The organism is Bacillus sp. FSL E2-8900 (assembly GCF_037966225.1).
Taxonomy (GTDB): domain Bacteria; phylum Bacillota; class Bacilli; order Bacillales; family Bacillaceae_G; genus Bacillus_A; species Bacillus_A cereus.
On the sequence record NZ_CP150193.1, the window covers coordinates 3,368,353 to 3,386,510 of the forward strand.

Genomic DNA, 18,158 nt, shown 5'->3' on the forward strand with positions numbered 1-18,158 from the left:
TCCCATTCTTTGTCAGGTCTTTTCACTGTAACATGATTATTTTTATGTGTAAAATGGAAAAAGGCATGATTTCTCATGCCTTTTTCTTGAAATGCAACGAATTTTTATCTTGTAAACTTTGAACAAATCGAAAACATTGCACCATCGATAATAGAAGGATAACAATCATAATTATACTCACTACTACTATTGCATATATTGTAATCGGTGCACTATTTATCCCTTGTATTCCTGCTATTCTTATAAAGATAATCGTAAATAATTTTAAAAATAACATCCCATTAACTAATCCAAAAACAAACGCTGCTCCATAAAGGAATAATTGCTCCTGACATAATAAACATAGTACATCATTTCTCTTCCTATTCTCTGCTACATAAGATTTAACTTCTTCTTTCCTCACTTGCAGAAGAGAATAAGTCATTTTATATGTAATAAACGTACATATGAAAATGACTACGATAAACAACGTGTAAAAACACATTTGAAATAAAAGCGTAGTCCCTAATTCCCCAGCAACTACTTCATTAAATTGTAGCGATATCATAAAAAACAAAATCATAGTACTCATAGCAATCCACATAAATTGTTTTATCCTTTTGGTAGCAAATGTTCTAATATTTTTTCTCGCTAACCGACATAAAGACATAAAATTCTTCCCCTACCTTATTACATACGCATTCTATACTACTAGTGTATAAAAATATGACATTTTAAACATCGCACTACAATCGGAATTTCTTCTAAGTCTTTAGTCCTAGAAAACGAAATGATAAAAAATCACATTTAGAATATAATTGTAAAAAGGAGGAGATTGTATGCGTATAAAATTACTATCAATCTTGTGTTTATTATTACTCCCAAGTTGTAGCCAAATAAAAAACAATGAAGTTGCCATTGTTGAGCCATACAAATTAACAAAAGAGCAAGCTTCTATTTTACAAATGACTCCTTTTCAAGAAGGAAATAGCATGTTTTATAACGTTACGCTTAAACATGATAAAGATGAAATAAATGCTACAATTGATTATTATAACAATGGTAAAAAAACAAAAGAAATTGCTAATATAGCTACCTCACATTTTTCAAAAAAGAAAGTAAAGCTTTCTTTTTTACCACCACATTTCCAATTCGATAAAGATATACAAGAAAAAAGGCAGTGGTATATGAATATTGAAGGTGATTCAACGCTTGTTCATGAAGAAGCACCAACAAGCGTAAATAGCTCCGCAACTACTACAATCCAATCTATAAAAAATTTAAAATACAATCAAAAAACAATTTTAGCTGCTGTAATCCAAACAAGTAAAGAAACTGTAAGCGTCCCTACAATTGACGAAGACAAAGGTATTGATTTACTCTTAAAAGAAAATGAACACGTTTATCTATTTAGTATCGAGCTAAAAAAAGAACAATAAAGCGGAAATGCAACTTAAGTTGCATTTCCGCTTTATTGTTTAACAAGGTGTACTTTTATAAATCTGAATTAACTCCATTTTCTGTTACTACTATTACTCATCTTCTACTTCTATTCTTTTCTTCTCTCTTGCAATTTTTAAAAACTCTAGTAGCTCTGGATTACTATTCATTTTTTTGTAAGCCACTGACATTTCTGCCACAAAATTAGAATCATATAATTCTTTATATACAACTTCTGTTTTATATAACTTATTTGCCGATACGGGTATTACTGTAATTCCAATCCCTGCTGCTACAAGCCCCATAACTGTTTGATACTCTGTTGCTTCTTGTACAATACGTGGACTAAATCCAACTTCTCTGCAAAGAGATAAAATTGTATCATACAAAGCTGGCCATACTGGTCTCGTAATAAATACAAACGGCTCATCTCGTAAATCTTCTATATGTATTTCATCTTTCTCTGCAAGTGGATGTGCCTTTGGTAAACATAAGGTGCAAGATAACCTTTGAATTGGCTCTAATTCTAATAATTGTGTTGGAATTGGTGGACGTAAAAAGCCAATATCAATACGGTTATCATGAAGTGCATGAACTTGATCTGGTGTTGACAATTCATGTAATGCAACAGACACTCTCGGAAATTTCTTTCTATATTCCCTAACAATTGATGGTAAAATATCATATATCGCCGCACCTACAAAACCAATTGAAAGTGATCCTACTTCTCCCCTTTGCGCACTTTGTGCAACTTCTACTGCTTTTTCAATTTGTTCAAACGCTTTTTTTACTTCTTTTAAAAACATTTCTCCTGCTTCTGTTAGTTCAACCTTTCTTTTCGTTCTTGAAAATAATGTAACTCCCATTTCTTTTTCTAATTGCTGTATTTGTTGACTAAGTGGTGGTTGTGTCATTTGTAAACGAGCAGCTGCCCGTCCAAAGTGTAACTCTTCTGCCACAACAACAAAATATTGCAAATGCCGTAATTCCATTTTTGGACACCCTTTTCACTTTCGATTAATATGTCTAATATATTAATAACATATAATTTATATATTAGACAAATATTTTGAATGAACGTATAGTAGAAATTGTTAATTCTTTTTTACAATTTTTATGTAAAAAAAGAAAGAGGTGGTTACTGTATGAAATGGTGGAAGTTAAGCGGACAAATTTTATTACTATTTTGTTTCGCTTGGACAGGTGAATGGATTGCAAAACAGGCACACCTCCCAGTTCCAGGAAGTATAATCGGTATTTTTTTATTATTAATTTCATTAAAATTTAACCTAGTTAAAAAAGAATGGATACAGGACGGAGCAGATTTTTTATTAAAAGAACTTATTTTATTTTTCATCCCTTCTGCAGTCGCTGTCATACGTTACAGAGATACACTAACACAATATGGAATCGATCTCATTTTAATTATTATGATTAGCACTCTTTGCGTTACCTTAGTTACAGGACTTTTAACAGAATTGCTACTAAAGCGGAAAGGATCAACGCAATGATCGGATTTCTTTGTTTACTATTAACACTATTCACATATTGGATATCAAAAAAAATGTATCAACGTTGGAATTGGAGTCTACTTTCTCCTCTTCTCGTCTGTCCCATTATTTTAATTGCTTTATTGCTCGGATTAGATACACCTTATGAAACATATGAATCTGGTGGTCACTGGTTAACTGAATTATTAAAGCCCGCAACAGTTGCTTTTGCATGGCCAATCTATAAATATTTTGATTTATTAAAGAAACATGGAATGGCTATCTTACTTAATGTCATTGTCGGTTCGTTTTTATCAGTCATTACTTCAGCACTACTAGCAAATTATTTTCAAATTGATTCATCACTAGAACATAGTTTAGCGCCACATATCGTAACAACACCAATCGCAATGGCTATTTCAGAAATGATTGGTGGTATGTCACAATTAACTGCTGTATTTGTCGTTTTAACTGCCTTAACAGGAGCATTGCTCGGTCCTTCTCTCATACGTATTTGCCGTATTAAAACAGCAATCGCAAAAGGTATTATGTTAGGAACGAGCGCAAATGGAACCGGTACATCAAAAGCATTCGAAATCGGTCCTGTGGAAGGAACAATTGCAAGTTTATCCATGCTTTTAACAGCAGGCGCTAGTTTAGTTATCGTTCCGCTTTTCTTGTCTTGGATACATTAAAGAAGCAAGTATTTACATACTTGCTTCTTTATCTATATATTGGCACAGCAATTCATAATCCTCTGGAAAAGCTAAACACAATTGTTCAACTTCATGTATCCCTTTCCAAGCAATTTCATGTATTAACTCATCAGGATCTTGGATTTTCATATTACCGCCTATTTGTTTAACAAAATAATAATGGACATACACTGGAACACCGTATGTAATACCCTCTTTTTCATATATTTTATTTACCACTTCCACATTGTAACCTGTTTCTTCCCAAACTTCCCTGATACAACATTCTTCTAGTGTCTCTCCCTTTTCAAGTCCTCCACTTGGGACAGACCATCTTTTTTCTTCTCCCTCTTTGCCCTGCAGTACCATTAAAACTTCATTTCTTTCATTTACACATACCGCTGCACTACCTATCCATCTCTCCATAAACATCCCTCCCCTACTAAAATTCGTCCTCTTTTTTATTTTCCCCTTGAAAAAAAGAGGAAAATAATAAAACAATGACGAAAAATTACATCAACTTCATAGACAATCCTTTTTAGAAATTAAAACTGGAAGGATGAAAATATGATTTCTAATTATGTTGTGGAATGTGTCTTTTGTGAAGAAAATCGAAAGGCTCGCCAAGCTATTGTCACAGTTCCCGCGACTACTCAGCTACTAGCCATTGAAAAAGTGCGTGCGGAATGCAAACGTCGCTTCGGAAAAACTGTATTATTACAAACAGAAATTAAAGAAAAAATTGTTTTTGAACAAAAAGAAAGCCGACCATAAATTGGTCAGCTTTCTTATCCGATCATATTTTCACATGAAGATTAGGGGCATCCTCTTTAAGGATCGGGATTTTCCCATTATGTACGTTCCATAATGGTCATCGAACAATATATTTCTATGCAATTAACTATTGAATAGAATAGGGCAAAACTTGTTCGCATTTTTAGAAAAGGGATAGGGATATAATTCAAGTAGTACTTCGAATACTCGAACTTTACACTCATAATATTAAAACAAATCCTTTTATATGGGAAATATGAATTACCTACATAATTCATTCGTAAAATATATTAATAGTTTGCTATATTAATTTTATCCCGCTATTTGTAAGCAGTAACCCCCTACTTATTATAATTTCACCTTATTCCATCAATAGCATACATCCAGCTAAAACCGGTGTCATAATCATCGAAAACCTCAAAAGCATTCGCGGTGCATAATTTGTAAACTTCGCGCCAATATATGCCCCTAACATGGTCCCAATTAATACTTGCAATAACAATATATAATCTAAATATCCTTCCGAACTATATCCTAGACCGCCTCCAATTGCAATCGGTAATATAACAAGCATTGTTGTCCCTACAGATTGCTGAATCGTTAATCCCAATAGAACCATTAATCCAAGCTGAATAAACGGTGCAGAACCAATCCCAAATGAACCAGCCATCATTCCAGTAACTAATCCAAGGCATATACATTTCAACAAGTAGTTCATGGAAAACTCTTTATGCTTATATAAAGATGACTGTTCTTTGTTTTGGAACATAATTAATTTAATAAACATAAAAATCGCCGATAAAAATAACATCCCAGCTGTAAACCAATGAAGAAGATGTGCTGGTATAAGTGAACCAAATTTAGAACCAATATAAGAGCCAATTGCGCCAAATCCCCCAACAATCCCGCCTATAATAAGTGCTACATTACCTTCACGGTAATGACTGACAACACCTGATAATGTCGTAAACGCCATTGCAGTTAAAGATGTTGCAAGAGCAACATGAATAGGAATATGAAATACTAAAGTGAGTATCGCGATAATAAACCCAGCTCCTCCAGCTCCAACAAATCCTAATAAAATACCCATTACTAACATTGTTATAATAATTGCCACAGACTTTCCCTCCAGTAACACAATTATCCATCATATTTATCCTTACATACAAATAAAAAGCATCCTAGATGGATGCTTTTTATTTCAATGATATGTACTTAATCTTGATTAATCAAAATAACCGCTGGACCAGCTACTACTACTCCAGCTACTTCTATTTTTTCAAATTCCTTTACTGTAATAGATATAACTCCTTCTCTTTCCATCAATTCTTTACTCAGGACATCAGTCGGGATTGCTTTCACCGTCTTACCTCCTTTTCATTTATACAATATGATAAAGTGAAACTTTCATCAGTGGGGTTTTTGTCCGTACTTATTGATTATTAACCCTCACCAATCGGGCGAATAATCGCCCAATGCATCTATATATATGCATCACCTCCGCTTTCATTCCTTATTCCACTCAAAAACCTTCTCCCCCTTCCTTGACATATTGAAAAATAAAAAAGAAGCTATAACATATAGCTTCCCTCCACGTTTCTTTAATCTTTATGCACCGTATATTCCATGACTTTACCATCTCTATCAAATTGTAAAATAAGCTGTTCGCTATCTATTGGAATAAAGCCACGTTCAGTCCCAAGATAATACAAAGTGATAACTCCTTCTTCCCCACTTCTCGTTTCCGTTGGGGCTCCTAACAATTGTGTAATTTCTTCATTTGATTTCCCTATTAATTTATATTTTTGTAATAGATCATCTACCATATGTACCCGCTTATCTGCATGATTTAACCATCTATTTTGATTAAACTTTGATGTATATTCATTTACACTTAGTTGTACATTGCACACTATTAATGGTATGAGTGCTACTATTAACCCCCCCCCAACATTTGCTTCTTTTCTTCATTACGATTTTTAGAAACATATAAAATAGCCCTTTGAATCATGACTAATAAAACAAATGGTATGAATACTACAAAAATGCTCCTTACACTTAAGGGGATATGGACCATATCAATGACGAATATAAATACAATGTACATTACTATATATAAACAAAAAGAGACATACAAAATGCCACGTAGCATAGCGTTCAGAAAGATCTCCCCTTTTAACTCACTATATAATTCATCCGGCTAATCATTTCTTGAATCTGTTCTAATTCTTGCACTGTATATACTACTTCCCCTGCTAATATTTCATTTCTAAAGAACGTTACAATTTGCTCCCGATCTTTTAATCTAGGTGTTTCCTCACTAGAAAGGTCTACTATTTCTTTTCCATTTTTATTATAAAAATATACAACTGGTTTTACTTTTTCTTTTATACTATTAGCCTGCATTTCTTTCAAACCACTGTATAAAATTTGAGATAGTTTCTTCGCCCTATATACTGGATTCCCTTCATTTTTCACTTGTATAGTTGACGAATCTTTACCTACTATATATTCAAATGTCTCTTCTTTTTCAACTTCTTGTTGATACTTACCCATTTCATCAATCATAAATGAATATATACCCGCATTTTCTTTCGTTAAACCATGAATTAATTTCTCTTCCCATTCTTTCGTCTCAAGTAGATAAATACCAGTTTTGCACAAGATGAGATGATGGATTCGATTATCGTTTATTTCACTATTATTTTTAATAAAAACATTCGGCATGATTTGAATTTCAGCATCTAATATGGTGCCTTGCTCTATGAATCCTCGTTTCATATAATGTAATGTTTCGTACGTATTCATTTCAGCGCCGTTTTTAGTATATTCTCGTAGATTTGCAATTAGTTTTTGAAACATATGTATTTCGTTATTATGTTTATTTTGCATTTCACTACGTTCTTTACTATGCTGCACAGCTAATTGATTTTTCATCATACGCATATTTTCAATTTCTCTATTTGCACTTACTTGTAAATCATTGTATTTTTTCTGTTCCATATTTTTTAAATTATTTTGTTGTTCTTTATGCTCTATCACCGTAGCTGCAATTTCATTTTTATACGTTTCAATCGCTTGTTTCTTTTCAAATTCTACTTGCTGACTCTCTGATTCTAACTGTTTATTTTTATAAAACAGCACAAATACTACAGCTAATAATATTAAAACCGCACCTATTAGCACATAATTCATATTTTTACCCCTTTATTTCATTTTCGATTATTTTTTTATAAATATATCTATTATAGTATACTATGGTTTCGATATAGACTTTGTAAAAGTTGTATATTTTTAATAAAAGGCACCTCTGACGGGGCACCTTTTATTTTCACTCTATTGTACACCATACTGAATATAACTTGGATCGTAGTATATCCATTGATTTGTCCCTAAGCAAAGCCATCCATCTTGCTTGCTCCATACTCGATACGATTCACCATGATGTAACTGTCTTATAACATTTCCATTTAATGATGGAGCATCACGCAAATTTACATTATCACCAGTAATAGTCGCCACATAATGTTTATACTGAATATAACTCGGATCATTATATACCCACTGATTTGTCCCTAAACAAAGCCATCCATCTTGTTCTCCCCAAACTTCATATGTTTCGCCACGATTCAATTGGCGAATTACACTAGACTGCAAAGATGGTCCACTTCTCAAATTCACATGATCTCCATTAATTATAGCAACCCCGTACACTGGAGTTGCATTATTAGACGGGGAAACATTACCTCCACCACTTGCTCCATTCCCTTTTAAAGCTTCTAATGAAACTGCAGCTGATACATCACAATTTCCTACGCCTGAAATTTGTCCAGAATCTGTGTACTGCCACGCTGTCCACGCTGTCCATCCACCAGCATCAGCAGGCGGTGTACTCGAGTATTTAGCAATCCAAAGCGGTATATCACTTAATCCGCTAATTCCGAACTCATTAATATACCAAACTCCTGTATATAACATTACATCTTTTCCAGTAGCCTGTTTCACATAATTTATGAAGCTTCTTGCCCAATTCGATATAGCGTTACCAGTTAAATTACTGTTACTCGGATCTGTTGGTGATTCTAAATCCAGAACTGGCATTAAGTCTGTCTGGTTATTTTGTAATATACTCACAAAATATTTTGCCTCTGAAATTGCATCATTTTGTTCTGGGCGTGCAAAATGGTATGCACCAATTAATACATTCGCATTTCGTGCTGCTTGTACATTCTTAGTAAAAGTAGGATCAATGTAGTTTACACCTTCTGTCGCTTTTGCATACGCTGCTGGAATTCCAGATGCCTTCACTGCATTCCAATCAATATTCCCTTCCCAATGAGACACATCAATAAACGTAACATTTGAACTTGATCTGTTTTGCATATAAAATCTCCTATCATTTTTTTACTTCGTATACATACAATATGTACAAGTTTCATAAGAGGACACGACATTTATGCTATAGAAACAAAGAGTAAACATATTTTGTATACAAAATAAAAAAGACCTTGTATTACAAGGCCTTTTGCAAACTCACTTTATTTTGTAGCAAATACATATTATAATACAAACCTTGCTCACTTAATAATTCTTGATGTGTCCCTCTCTCTATTATCTCTCCATCATGCATCACAAAAATTTGATCCGCATCTTGAATTGTAGATAACCTATGCGCAATGGCTATCGTCGTTCTACCTTTTCGCATTTGTTGCAACGCTGTTTGAATAGCCTCTTCTGTTTCTGTATCGATATTAGCTGTTGCTTCATCTAATACTAATACTTTCGGATTCGTTGCTATCGTTCTAGCAAAAGCAATTAATTGTCGTTGACCGCTTGAAAATGCTGCACCTCTTTCTACTACTTCTGTTTCATACTGTTTTGGTAACTTTTCAATAAACGTATTCGCTTGCACAAATCGAGCAGCTTCTTTTACTTCTTCATCCGTAATTTCTTCATTATACATACGAATATTTTGCTTTACATTTCCAGCAAATAAAAATGCATCTTGCAATACGAGTCCTATTTTCTTTCTAATTTCTCGTTCTTCAAATTTTTCTAAATCTACACCGTCTATTACAATATTTCCTGACTTAATATTATAAAATCGCATTAACAAATTCATAATCGTACTTTTTCCGCTACCAGTATGCCCAACAAAAGCAACCGTTTGCCCTTGTTTCACGTGAAATGATACATTTTTTAAAACGTCACGCTTTCCATCATATGAAAAAGTAACATTTTTAAATTCAATATCTCCATCCACGATTTGAGGATTCTCATTGCCTTTTTGAACCGGTGCTAAATCTTTCTCGTCCATTAAATGAAATACACGTGATGACGAAACAAGTGCCTGTTGGAAGAAGGACAATTTCATCATCATCTCATTTACAGGTTGGAAGAAACGATGTATATAGTTAACAAAAGCATATAAAACTCCTACTTCAACAGGACTCTTTAAAGCATCAATTCCAAATAAACCTAGTACTAACGCAATAGCTACAATATGTACTAAATCCGTAGCTGGTCGTAAAAGTAATGCGTCTAACTTCAAAGTACGTCGCCCTGCACTATAATGTTTATTATTCACTTCTTCAAACTCTTTTCTCATACGTTTTTCTTGTCTGAACACTTGAACAATATTCATTCCTTGTATGGACTCGTTCAACTTTGCATTTAACACGCTTAGTTGATTACGTACTTCTAAATAAAAAGCTGCACTTTTCCGGCGATATAATACCATAATCGCAAACATTATCGGAATTAATACGAGAGAAAATAGCGCTAATTTTACATCTAATAAAAACATCGCTACTAAAATACCTACTAAAAAGACTACATTTTTTACAAATGTTGATAATACACTGACATAAAAATCTTTAATCGCTTCCGTATCATTTGTTATACGCGATACAAGTGTACCAATCGGCGTACGATCAAAGAAACTTAATGACAGCTTTTGAACATGTTCATATACTTCAACTCGCATATCTTGAACAATCTTAAAAGCAATGTTCTGAAAGTACAATAGATTTAAATACGTAAATAGTACTTTTAATAAATGAGCAACTATGTAAATTACAAATAAAGTAACGAGCGCTGATCGTTCAAAATCCCGCGGTACTAGGTGTTCATCGAGGAATTGTTTAATTAAAAAAGGACCCATCATTTCCGTTACTGTCGCACCAACTAAAAAGATAAATGCTAAAGATAGTAACCCTTTATATGGCTTCATATAGGAAAGCAATCTACTTAAATCACTTCGCTTCTTCTCTACCATCATACGCCTCCTTTCTCGACTAAAGCTTCTAATTGCTGGCTTTCATACATTTCCTTATACCAGCCGTTTTCCTTCATTAATTCCTCATGTGTACCTCTTTGTACAATTCTACCTTCATCAACAACAAGAATAAGATTGGCATGCTGAATTGCACTTAATCGGTGTGCAGTAATAATCGTCGTTTTCCCTGCTCTCTCCCTCTTTAAGGCACTTAAAATCGTCTCTTCTGTTTTTGCATCTACCGCTGATAAACAATCATCCAAAATTAAAATTTCAGCATTTGTTAATAAAGCACGAGCAATAGAGATTCGCTGTTTTTGACCACCAGATAACGAAACACCTCTTTCCCCTACTACTGTTTCATATCCTTCTGAAAATTGGAGGATGTCATTATGAATACAAGCAATCTCTGCAGCTTTGGTAATTTCATTATATGTAGCATCCGCCTTTCCAAAGGCAATATTCTCACCAATACTTGCTGAAAATAAAAAATGATCTTGCGGCACGTATGAAATGGCAGAACGGACACCATGAAGTGTTATATCTCGAATATCTCGCTCCCCAATTTTTAATTCACCATTAAAATGATCATACTCACGGATTAAACATTTTAATAAAGTCGTTTTCCCTGCGCCTGTACGTCCTACAACTCCTAGCGTTTCGCCCTTCTTCAAATCAAAGTGAATATCGTTTAAATGTAACAATTCATTTTTCTTATACGAAAATGAATCAACGGCAAACGAAACATTACCGCTCGCTATTGTATGTACAGCATTTTCGCTATTTACTACATCTGATTTTTGTGAAAGAATTTTTTCTACACGGTCATATGAAGCACGCCCACGCTCCATAATATTGAATAACCATCCAAACGCTAACATTGGCCAAACGAGGGTACCTAAATATGTCGTAAATGTAACGAGATCACCTACTGTTAATTCACCTCTTACAACTAATACTGATCCGTAACATACTGCGATTAAAAAAGAAAATCCAACGATAAGAGAGATTGTCGGATCAAATAACGAATCAATACGTGCAACTAACACATTTTTATGTACAACATCTTCTGATTTTCTTCGAAACGCCTGTAAATCTTCTTTCTCTTGTCCAAGCGAGCGAATCACTTTCATTCCACTCATACTCTCTTGCACTTTATCATTGATTTCCGAAAACGATTGCTGTGCTTTATGAAACCTTTTATGTAATAAAGTTCCATAATAATTTGTCGAAATAGCTACAATCGGCATTGGAATTAAACTTAATAATGTTAACTTCCAACTAATTGTAAAACCCATCGCTACGAGTACACATCCTCCGACAGCTAATGAGTCAACAAGCGTCAAAACACCTGCTCCAGCAGTTTGCTGGATCGCTTGAATATCATTGGTCGCATGTGCCATTAAATCACCTGTTCGATTTGACTGATAGAAAGATGGACTCATCTTTGTAAAATGTTCATACAAATTTTTTCGTAATTGGCGAGCTAATTTTAATGAAGACCCGAAAATCATAATACGCCATATGTAACGTAATATGTACATCGTAATACCTACAATTACTAATAGTACAACCCATTTTAGTAACTTATCGGTCGTCAATGTTCCATCATTAATTTCATCTACAACGATTCCAATTACTTTTGGTGCTACAAGTTCTAAAAGTGCAACGCCAAACAATAAAATAATTCCAGTTATGTACGCTCGTTTTTCTTGTTTAAAAAACCATGCTAAATTCATAAACACTTTCATTTTTTTCCTCCTCCCTTAAAATGAGCGATGTTTTCAGTTTACCAAAAATACAGAATTTTTAAAAGTTTTAAAAACTATAACTAACAAAAAGAAAGACACTCTTAGCGAGTGTCTTTTAGCGCTTATTTCATTTGTTGCTTGTTCATTGCGCTCATCATTTGATTGATTTTCTTTTGGGAAGGTTTTTGTCCCATTTGCATCATCATCATTTTTAACATTTGTTCGTTAATTGGTGGATTTTTTTGTAAGTAATTCATCATGTATTTGCGGGCAATGAAAAATCCTAACGCCACGCCTGCTACTAGTGCTACTACGCCCACTAGAATACCTAACCAAATTGGCATATATTTTCCTCCTTCATGTTGTCTACCTTACAGTGTACTAAAACCTTTTCAATAAGACAAGATACAATTCGACATTTTTTACACATATGTTCGTACTTGTTTTAGAGGATTCAGCCATCCGTACTTTGTATTTTCATAATCCATAGCTAAAAATGTTAATTCACACTTTCTTAACACCTCAAAGAACGTCGTTTCCATAGAGACATTTCCAGAGGTATTCATACGAATATAGTGCGGTTTCACCATTATTTCGCCGTACTCCGCTCCCGTATAAAGTGTATGTGTATGATGTGTTCTATCATATTTACCAAGAACGCGCAAAGCTTGTTCTAATTTATGATGAATTTTCATTACTTGCAATGGCATCGTTATATACATCATTTGCTTATATAACACTTTTTTCTCCGAAAGGGACCCAGATTCTGAAAATCGAGCAAATAAATCAAAAAACAAATATTCACGACCAAAATAAGCTTTCGCAATATCCTCTTGAATTAAATACAATTCATACGTTTTCATTTTTCCACTCCCAATCTGGACAACCTTTTCTCTTCATTATATATAAGAAAATTTGCAATGATTGTCTGACTGCGGAGAGATAAAAAACTTTTTCTGTCGAAAAAACTCATTTACATAGAAAAACCTCTCCATGCCGGAGAGATTTTTCTGAAATCATTAAAGCATTTCTTTTACTTTACGAACAACGTTCTCTACAGTAAATCCATACTCTTCCATAATCTTCTCACCAGGAGCAGAAGCACCGAATGTATCGATACCTAACACATCTCCTTCAAGACCTACGTAACGGTGCCATCCGAATGTAGCACCCATTTCGATTGCGAAACGTTTTGTTACTGCTTTTGGTAATACAGATTCTTTGTACTCTGCAGTTTGAGCTTCGAAGCGATCCATAGATGGCATGCTGACAACAGCTGCGTCAACGCCGTCTACTGCTAATGCTTTTTGAGCTTCAACAGCTAGGCTTACTTCAGATCCAGTTGCAAGTAAGATTACATCAGCCGTTTCTTTCTTGCTTGCAGAAACTACATATGCACCTTTTGCTACTTTTTCATACGTATCATCTTTTGCACCTTCTAATGTTGGAAGGTCTTGACGAGTTAATACTAAAGCAGTTGGTTTGTTTGTAGATTCTAAAGCTAGTCTCCAAGCTGCAACAGATTCGTTACCATCAGCAGGACGAATAACAGAAACGTTTGGCATTGCACGAAGCGCTGCTAATTGCTCGATTGGTTCATGTGTTGGACCATCTTCACCAACAGCGATACTGTCATGTGTGAATACATACGTTACTGGCAATTGCATTAATGCTGCAAGGCGAATTGCTGGACGTAAGTAATCAGAGAATACGAAGAACGTACCACCGTAAGTTTTTAAACCACCATGTAGTGCAATACCGTTCATTGCTGCACCCATTGCGAACTCACGTACACCGTACCAAATGTTTTTACCGCTGTAATCATCTCTTGTAAAGTCTTTTTCGTTATTCATGTATGTTTTGTTAGAACCAGCAAGGTCAGCAGATCCACCGAAGAATGATGGTACAGACTCTGCAATTGCATTAATTACAGCACCAGAAGAATTACGAGTTGCTGCTTTTGATCCTAATTCATAAGTCGGTAAGTTTTGCTCCCAACCTTCTGGAAGTTGACCGTTCATTGCTGCTTGGAATTCGTTTGCTAATTCTGGGTATGCTTGTGCATATTCACCTAGCATCGTGTTCCACTCAGCTTGCGCAGTTTCACCAACATCTTGTACTGTTTTACGGAAGTTGTCATATACTTCTTCTGCTACGTGGAAGTCTTGCTCAGCAGTCCAAGCATATGCTTCTTTCGTTAATTTTGTTTCTTCTACACCAAGTGGAGAACCATGTGAAGCTGATTTTCCTGATTTGTTTGGAGAACCGAAACCAATTGTCGTTCTTACTTCAATTAGCGTTGGGCGTTTTTCGTCAGCTTTCGCTTCTTCAATTGCTTTCGCGATTGCTTCAATATCGTTTCCATCCTCAACACGGATTACTTGCCATCCGTATGCTTTGTAACGATCTTCTACACTTTCAGAGAATGAACGATTTAAATCGCCATCTAATGAAATATCGTTTGAATCGTAAAGCACAACAAGACGACCTAATTGTAAATGAGCAGCTAATGAAGATGCTTCAGCAGAAACGCCCTCCATTAAATCTCCATCACCACAAATAGCGTATGTATAATGATCTACTACATTATACGCATCACGGTTATATTTAGCAGCTAAATGTCTTTCAGCCATTGCCATACCTACAGCAGTTGCAATACCTTGTCCAAGTGGACCAGTCGTTGCATCTACACCAGCTGTATGACCGTACTCAGGATGTCCTGGAGTTTTGCTTCCCCATTGACGGAAGTTCTTTAAGTCATCCATTGTTACATCATAACCAGATAGGTGAAGTAGACTGTATAATAACATTGAACCATGACCTGCAGATAATACGAAACGATCACGGTTAAACCACGTTGGGTTATTTGGATTGTGTTTCATAAATTGAGTCCATAATGTATAAGCCATTGGTGCTGCACCCATTGGCATTCCTGGGTGACCAGAGTTTGCTTTTTCAATCGCATCGATGGATAATGTGCGAATCGTGTTGATAGAAAGTTGTTCGATTGAATGTGACATGCTATTCTTCCCTTCGCTTATATTAGTAAACGTTTTATACATTTATATGATAGCTTCCCACGCAAGATTATACAACATGTATCGACAAATATGTTGATATTTTTTTGATTTTTTATAAAAAAATCAATGTTTCCGGGAATGTATGGGCATTCAATATGACATACTTTTTCATTATTTTTATTTTAAAAAGAAAGGGAATTATCTGTATATTTATACAAATTCCTTCTATACTTACTTTTTTAAATAAGTTTTTAAAAACATAAAAAAGCATCTAACTTCGATGCTTTTCAAATAAGTTAAACAATCCGTTTCCGAATCGAGCTTGAAATCAAATCAATTATAATTACCATTAAAATAATACCTAATAAAATAATACCAACACGAGACCAATTCCGTGAACTCAGCGCAAAAATTAAAGGTGTACCAATCCCTCCTGCTCCAATAACCCCTAAAATTGCAGCGGATCGTACATTAATTTCAAATCTGTATAACGTATACGATAGAAAATCTGGTAACACTTGCGGTAACACCGCATACCAAAGTATTTGAAAACGATTTGCTCCTGTTGCTAGTAACGCTTCCGTCGGTCCTTTATCTATGTTTTCAATTCCTTCTGAATATAGTTTTCCTAACATTCCAATAGAATGCAATCCTAAGGCTAATACTCCTGCAAAAGAGCCTGGACCAACAGCTTTTATAAATAAAAGAGCCATAACTAATTCAGGAAACGTACGAACAAAACTAAGTACAATTTTCCCAGATCCTGAAGTTAATTTTCCACTACTCATATTCGTTGCCGCCCAAAAGGCAAACGGAACAGATAAAAATGCAGAAATAAATGTACCTAATATCGCAATTGCCAACGTATCAATTAATCCATGTAATAAATCTTCACCATCTGGCAAAGATACATACGACCAGTCTGGACTCAATATCCCTGTCATAATTGCTTTTGTAATTTCTCCCGCCGTTTCCTTTATTCCCTCTAGCGGTACTCCTGAAAAAGCCCATATATAAACAAATGTAAGTGCTATAAAAATAAACGAGCGATACACACTCGGTTTCTTCGGTTTTGGTACGATTATCGTCGTTTTACTCATTATAATTTCTCCCGCAACAATGTACTTACATAATCAATTACCAATACAACAACAAGAGTATAGATGATAATAGATGCAGTTTGTTGATATTGTAAAAATCCAAGTGTACGATCATAATATAGTCCAATACCACCTGCTCCTACTAAACCTAGGACAGCCGCTGCCCGTACATTCACCTCAAATGTATATAGTACATAGGAAACAAAGTGTGCTTTTACTTGTGGAATGACTCCATAAACAATCCATTGCACCTTATTAGCCCCTACAGCTGTCATCGCTTCTAGTGGGCCAGGGTCAATTGATTCAATTGATTCATACAACAATTTCGCCACGAGCCCAATTGAGAAAAAAGTAAGAGCTAAAATACCCGGAAGTGGTCCTATTCCAAAAATAGCTACGAAAATTGCCGCTAATAATAAATCTGGTATCGTTCGAATAAAATTTAAAATCAATCGAGCTGGACTGTATAAAAATGTACTAGTAAACACATTACTTGCCGCAAACAGTGCAAGTGGAATAGCTAAAATCGCTCCTAAAGTCGTCCCAATAATCGCCATACGTATTGTATCTAACATTGCTGTTGTAATAACTTGAAAATAACTCCAATCTGGCGGCACCATTTCTTTTAACAAATCCATTATATTAGGAAAACCAACTACTAGCTTTGAAAATGATGCGTCGACCTGTATACTACTTCCCCACAACAGTAAAATGAATAGAATAAACGTTAACATATGTTTTAACTTACTCGGCGGCTTCGGTATCGACTTCGAATATATCGTCACATCATTCATTTAGCTGCCACCTCTAACAATTCACTTTTCTGTGCTACGTCACCATAAATTTCAGCAAACTTTTCATCCGTTGCTGCTTCTACTAAACCATCAAAAACAATTTCGCCTGCATGTAATCCAATAATACGCGTCGCATATTGCCTAGCTAAAGCAATAGAATGTAAGTTTACAATTGTTGTAATTCCAAAATCTTCATTAATTTTCTTTAAATCATCTAATACTTGCTTTGTTGTTAGCGGATCTAACGACGCAACAGGTTCATCTGCCAATATGATTTTTGCTTCTTGCGCCAATGCTCTAGCTATCGATACACGTTGTTGTTGTCCTCCTGATAATTCATCAGCACGTGCATATGCTTTTTCTAAAATATTCACTCTTTTTAACGCTTGAAATGCGAGCTCCACATCCTCTTTCGGAAACAAACCTAACGTTGTACGCAATGTCGAATGATATCCAACACGGCCAGCTAATACATTCTTCAATACTGTTGATCGCTTTACAAGGTTAAAACTTTGAAAGATCATACCAATATCCCGGCGCATACGTCGTAAATCTTTTCCTTTTGCAGCAGTAATAGACTCACATTCAATCATGATTTCGCCTTCTGTAATCTCATGAAGACGATTTACCGATTTTAGAAGTGTAGACTTTCCAGCTCCGGACAGCCCTACCATTACAACAAACTCACCTTTTTGAATTTTCAAGTTTATATTATTCAATCCTTTTGTACCATTTGGATACACTTTGGAGACATTTCGAAATTCTATCACACATCTTACCTACCTTCTATGTATTCAAAACGGCAAACTAACTGAAAACATTCCCTTTCAGCTAGCTG

General features: G+C 34.9%; 19 protein-coding genes and 1 pseudogene. 4 read left to right on the top strand and 16 right to left on the bottom strand.

The window, feature by feature from the left end:
• Positions 1–73: 73 nt before the first annotated feature.
• Complete coding sequence (locus tag NST90_RS17130) at positions 74–649, bottom strand: FtsX-like permease family protein (RefSeq protein WP_000050608.1); 576 nt, start codon at positions 647–649, stop codon at positions 74–76.
• Between the two features lie 169 nt (positions 650–818).
• On the opposite strand from NST90_RS17130, the gene NST90_RS17135 reads away from it, so the two are divergent.
• Entirely contained in the window at positions 819–1,418 is a 600-nt protein-coding gene (locus tag NST90_RS17135; protein WP_001220599.1) for a hypothetical protein, read from the top strand.
• Positions 1,419–1,511: 93 nt separating this feature from the next.
• Here NST90_RS17135 and alsR read toward each other — a convergent pair whose 3' ends face one another.
• Positions 1,512–2,411 carry an acetoin biosynthesis transcriptional regulator AlsR gene (alsR, locus tag NST90_RS17140; protein WP_000423234.1) on the bottom strand — a complete coding sequence of 300 codons (900 nt, stop codon included), beginning with the start codon at positions 2,409–2,411 and terminating at the stop codon, positions 1,512–1,514.
• A gap of 153 nt (positions 2,412–2,564) precedes the next feature.
• Between alsR and NST90_RS17145 the strand changes: the two genes are divergently transcribed.
• Positions 2,565–2,930 carry a CidA/LrgA family holin-like protein gene (locus NST90_RS17145; RefSeq protein ID WP_000872365.1) on the top strand — a complete coding sequence of 122 codons (366 nt, stop codon included), beginning with the start codon at positions 2,565–2,567 and terminating at the stop codon, positions 2,928–2,930.
• The gene (locus tag NST90_RS17150) at positions 2,927–3,604 is read left to right on the top strand and encodes an LrgB family protein (protein ID WP_000578954.1); all 678 of its coding nucleotides are present in this window, start codon (positions 2,927–2,929) and stop codon (positions 3,602–3,604) included. The genes NST90_RS17145 and NST90_RS17150 overlap by 4 nt, the downstream gene beginning before the upstream one ends.
• 12 nt (positions 3,605–3,616) lie before the next feature.
• On the opposite strand, the gene NST90_RS17155 is transcribed toward NST90_RS17150, so the two are convergent.
• Positions 3,617–4,030: an NUDIX hydrolase gene (locus NST90_RS17155; protein ID WP_000442982.1), complete on the bottom strand. Its 414-nt coding sequence runs from the start codon at positions 4,028–4,030 to the stop codon at positions 3,617–3,619.
• Between the two features lie 141 nt (positions 4,031–4,171).
• Here NST90_RS17155 and NST90_RS17160 point away from each other — a divergent pair, with 141 nt between their 5' ends.
• On the top strand, positions 4,172–4,378 hold the full coding sequence (locus NST90_RS17160; protein ID WP_000625222.1) for a DUF3903 domain-containing protein: 207 nt from the start codon (positions 4,172–4,174) through the stop codon (positions 4,376–4,378).
• A 361-nt stretch (positions 4,379–4,739) separates the two neighbouring features.
• Here NST90_RS17160 and NST90_RS17165 read toward each other — a convergent pair whose 3' ends face one another.
• The 13 genes and pseudogenes from NST90_RS17165 to phnC form a co-directional block, all read right to left on the bottom strand.
• Positions 4,740–5,495 (bottom strand): sulfite exporter TauE/SafE family protein, encoded by a 756-nt coding sequence (locus NST90_RS17165; protein WP_000974659.1) that lies wholly within the window; start codon positions 5,493–5,495, stop codon positions 4,740–4,742.
• Between the two features lie 98 nt (positions 5,496–5,593).
• The gene (locus tag NST90_RS17170; RefSeq protein WP_000644411.1) at positions 5,594–5,740 is read right to left on the bottom strand and encodes a BC1881 family protein; all 147 of its coding nucleotides are present in this window, start codon (positions 5,738–5,740) and stop codon (positions 5,594–5,596) included.
• Between the two features lie 239 nt (positions 5,741–5,979).
• Positions 5,980–6,530, bottom strand: a pseudogene (locus NST90_RS17175) (hypothetical protein).
• A gap of 23 nt (positions 6,531–6,553) precedes the next feature.
• On the bottom strand, positions 6,554–7,573 hold the full coding sequence (locus NST90_RS17180) for an NERD domain-containing protein (RefSeq protein WP_001110280.1): 1,020 nt from the start codon (positions 7,571–7,573) through the stop codon (positions 6,554–6,556).
• Between the two features lie 141 nt (positions 7,574–7,714).
• On the bottom strand, positions 7,715–8,761 hold the full coding sequence (locus NST90_RS17185) for a GH25 family lysozyme (protein WP_025710102.1): 1,047 nt from the start codon (positions 8,759–8,761) through the stop codon (positions 7,715–7,717).
• A gap of 130 nt (positions 8,762–8,891) precedes the next feature.
• Positions 8,892–10,655 (bottom strand): ABC transporter ATP-binding protein, encoded by a 1,764-nt coding sequence (locus NST90_RS17190; RefSeq protein ID WP_006920020.1) that lies wholly within the window; start codon positions 10,653–10,655, stop codon positions 8,892–8,894.
• Complete coding sequence (locus NST90_RS17195; RefSeq protein ID WP_006920021.1) at positions 10,655–12,406, bottom strand: ABC transporter transmembrane domain-containing protein; 1,752 nt, start codon at positions 12,404–12,406, stop codon at positions 10,655–10,657. Before NST90_RS17195 ends, NST90_RS17190 begins: the two co-directional genes overlap by 1 nt.
• 122 nt (positions 12,407–12,528) lie before the next feature.
• A complete protein-coding gene (locus tag NST90_RS17200) occupies positions 12,529–12,750 on the bottom strand; it encodes a YneF family protein (RefSeq protein ID WP_001123317.1) in 222 nt (73 codons plus the stop codon).
• A gap of 78 nt (positions 12,751–12,828) precedes the next feature.
• On the bottom strand, positions 12,829–13,269 hold the full coding sequence (gene sirA, locus NST90_RS17205; RefSeq protein WP_000860645.1) for a sporulation inhibitor of replication protein SirA: 441 nt from the start codon (positions 13,267–13,269) through the stop codon (positions 12,829–12,831).
• A 156-nt stretch (positions 13,270–13,425) separates the two neighbouring features.
• Positions 13,426–15,426, bottom strand: coding sequence for a transketolase (gene tkt, locus NST90_RS17210; RefSeq protein ID WP_000019766.1), 2,001 nt, complete (start codon positions 15,424–15,426; stop codon positions 13,426–13,428).
• A 296-nt stretch (positions 15,427–15,722) separates the two neighbouring features.
• Positions 15,723–16,526 carry a phosphonate ABC transporter, permease protein PhnE gene (phnE, locus tag NST90_RS17215; RefSeq protein ID WP_000047893.1) on the bottom strand — a complete coding sequence of 268 codons (804 nt, stop codon included), beginning with the start codon at positions 16,524–16,526 and terminating at the stop codon, positions 15,723–15,725.
• Positions 16,526–17,320, bottom strand: coding sequence for a phosphonate ABC transporter, permease protein PhnE (phnE, locus tag NST90_RS17220; protein WP_001000763.1), 795 nt, complete (start codon positions 17,318–17,320; stop codon positions 16,526–16,528). The genes phnE (NST90_RS17215) and phnE (NST90_RS17220) overlap by 1 nt, the downstream gene beginning before the upstream one ends.
• Positions 17,317–18,090 carry a phosphonate ABC transporter ATP-binding protein gene (gene phnC / locus NST90_RS17225; RefSeq protein WP_000569244.1) on the bottom strand — a complete coding sequence of 258 codons (774 nt, stop codon included), beginning with the start codon at positions 18,088–18,090 and terminating at the stop codon, positions 17,317–17,319. Before phnC ends, phnE (NST90_RS17220) begins: the two co-directional genes overlap by 4 nt.
• Between the last annotated feature and the right edge of the window lie 68 nt (positions 18,091–18,158).

What these genes read in the sequence shown, in the direction of transcription:
- sirA (WP_000860645.1), bottom strand. Translation starts at nt 13,269, where the DNA reads ATGAAAACGTATGAATTGTATTTAATTCAAGAGGATATTGCGAAAGCT.
- tkt (WP_000019766.1), bottom strand. Translation starts at nt 15,426, where the DNA reads ATGTCACATTCAATCGAACAACTTTCTATCAACACGATTCGCACATTA.
- NST90_RS17155 (WP_000442982.1), bottom strand. Translation starts at nt 4,030, where the DNA reads ATGGAGAGATGGATAGGTAGTGCAGCGGTATGTGTAAATGAAAGAAAT.
- phnE (WP_001000763.1), bottom strand. Translation starts at nt 17,320, where the DNA reads ATGAATGATGTGACGATATATTCGAAGTCGATACCGAAGCCGCCGAGT.
- NST90_RS17190 (WP_006920020.1), bottom strand. Translation starts at nt 10,655, where the DNA reads ATGGTAGAGAAGAAGCGAAGTGATTTAAGTAGATTGCTTTCCTATATG.
- NST90_RS17200 (WP_001123317.1), bottom strand. Translation starts at nt 12,750, where the DNA reads ATGCCAATTTGGTTAGGTATTCTAGTGGGCGTAGTAGCACTAGTAGCA.
- NST90_RS17145 (WP_000872365.1), top strand. Translation starts at nt 2,565, where the DNA reads ATGAAATGGTGGAAGTTAAGCGGACAAATTTTATTACTATTTTGTTTC.
- NST90_RS17180 (WP_001110280.1), bottom strand. Translation starts at nt 7,573, where the DNA reads ATGAATTATGTGCTAATAGGTGCGGTTTTAATATTATTAGCTGTAGTA.
- alsR (WP_000423234.1), bottom strand. Translation starts at nt 2,411, where the DNA reads ATGGAATTACGGCATTTGCAATATTTTGTTGTTGTGGCAGAAGAGTTA.
- NST90_RS17195 (WP_006920021.1), bottom strand. Translation starts at nt 12,406, where the DNA reads ATGAAAGTGTTTATGAATTTAGCATGGTTTTTTAAACAAGAAAAACGA.
- NST90_RS17130 (WP_000050608.1), bottom strand. Translation starts at nt 649, where the DNA reads ATGTCTTTATGTCGGTTAGCGAGAAAAAATATTAGAACATTTGCTACC.
- NST90_RS17150 (WP_000578954.1), top strand. Translation starts at nt 2,927, where the DNA reads ATGATCGGATTTCTTTGTTTACTATTAACACTATTCACATATTGGATA.
- phnE (WP_000047893.1), bottom strand. Translation starts at nt 16,526, where the DNA reads ATGAGTAAAACGACGATAATCGTACCAAAACCGAAGAAACCGAGTGTG.
- NST90_RS17135 (WP_001220599.1), top strand. Translation starts at nt 819, where the DNA reads ATGCGTATAAAATTACTATCAATCTTGTGTTTATTATTACTCCCAAGT.
- NST90_RS17160 (WP_000625222.1), top strand. Translation starts at nt 4,172, where the DNA reads ATGATTTCTAATTATGTTGTGGAATGTGTCTTTTGTGAAGAAAATCGA.
- NST90_RS17185 (WP_025710102.1), bottom strand. Translation starts at nt 8,761, where the DNA reads ATGCAAAACAGATCAAGTTCAAATGTTACGTTTATTGATGTGTCTCAT.